Consider the following 1014-nt stretch of genomic DNA (forward strand, 5'->3'; position numbering starts at 1 on the left):
GACAAAAAATAATAATGTTTTGAGTGAGCAGCTCATTTCGCACTTTAACTTGAAAGAAAACCCATTCGATGAGCGAATGCTAGTATTTTTTGAGGGGGCGCAGCGTCAGCATAATTTAGAAACACTGCGCCATATGTCGACCTTTGGCGATATGGTTCTCTTGCTTACTGGCGAAAAAGGTGCTGGCAAAACCACTCTACTTAATAAATTTGCAAAATCTTCAGCTGGCGAGCTGAGTATCTACGTTACAGATGCTCAGGAGCTTGCTAATAAGGAAAAGTCGAAATCTGTTATACATGACTTTGGCGAGCTTGTTGGTTTAGATTCGATAGTTGGTGAAACTACGCGTCAATCATTTTCCCGTTTATTGCAGTATTTGGAAGATGAGTTCAAGAAAGATGGTGTGAGAAAGGTTCTGGTTTTTGATAACGCAGACCTATTATCAAAAAAAGAGCTTCAATTTTACTTTTCATATTTCAGTCAGTTGCCTAAAGAAAGCGGAGTGGTAGCAATTTTTTCGGGTTTGCCAAGCTTGCTGCAGCTTGCTCGTTTGAGTCACATAGAAGGTGATGACGAGTGGTTGCATCAAATGCAGCTTAAGCCTTTAGGTGCTTCAGATATGCTGGAATATCTCCAGTTGAGATTGGAGTATGCTGGCTATACCGGCTTGTTAGAGCTGTCAGAAAGTCAGGTGCAACATTTAATTGATATGGGGAAAGGTTTGCCTGGTCGGGTGAATCGTTTGTTCAGTAGTGTCGTGTTAGAACCGGGGGCATTAAAGCTACCGGTTAAGAGCCGTAAAGGAGTGCCGAAGCAGGTTTTTTGGGGTGTTGCCGTTCTGCTTTGCTTCTCATTTTTACTCGTGTCTTATCAATATGGCTTGTTTACTGAAGGAGATAGCGAAGCAGTCGCGCACGAGCAGCCGGAGCAAGAGAATAACTCTGATGAAAATAAAGTGTCTCTCGTAGAGCAACAGAGAGAAGCAAGGTTAAGAATGCTTGATCAGGCCCTGTC

Annotated in this window: 1 protein-coding gene; it reads left to right on the forward strand. The window is 42.8% G+C overall.

The window, feature by feature from the left end; genetic code table 11:
• Positions 1–19: 19 nt before the first annotated feature.
• The coding region (locus tag A3729_RS03645; RefSeq protein WP_156497623.1) for an ATP-binding protein at positions 20–1014 on the forward strand (995 nt) is incomplete at its 3' end.

This window comes from Oleiphilus sp. HI0043 (assembly GCF_001634935.1).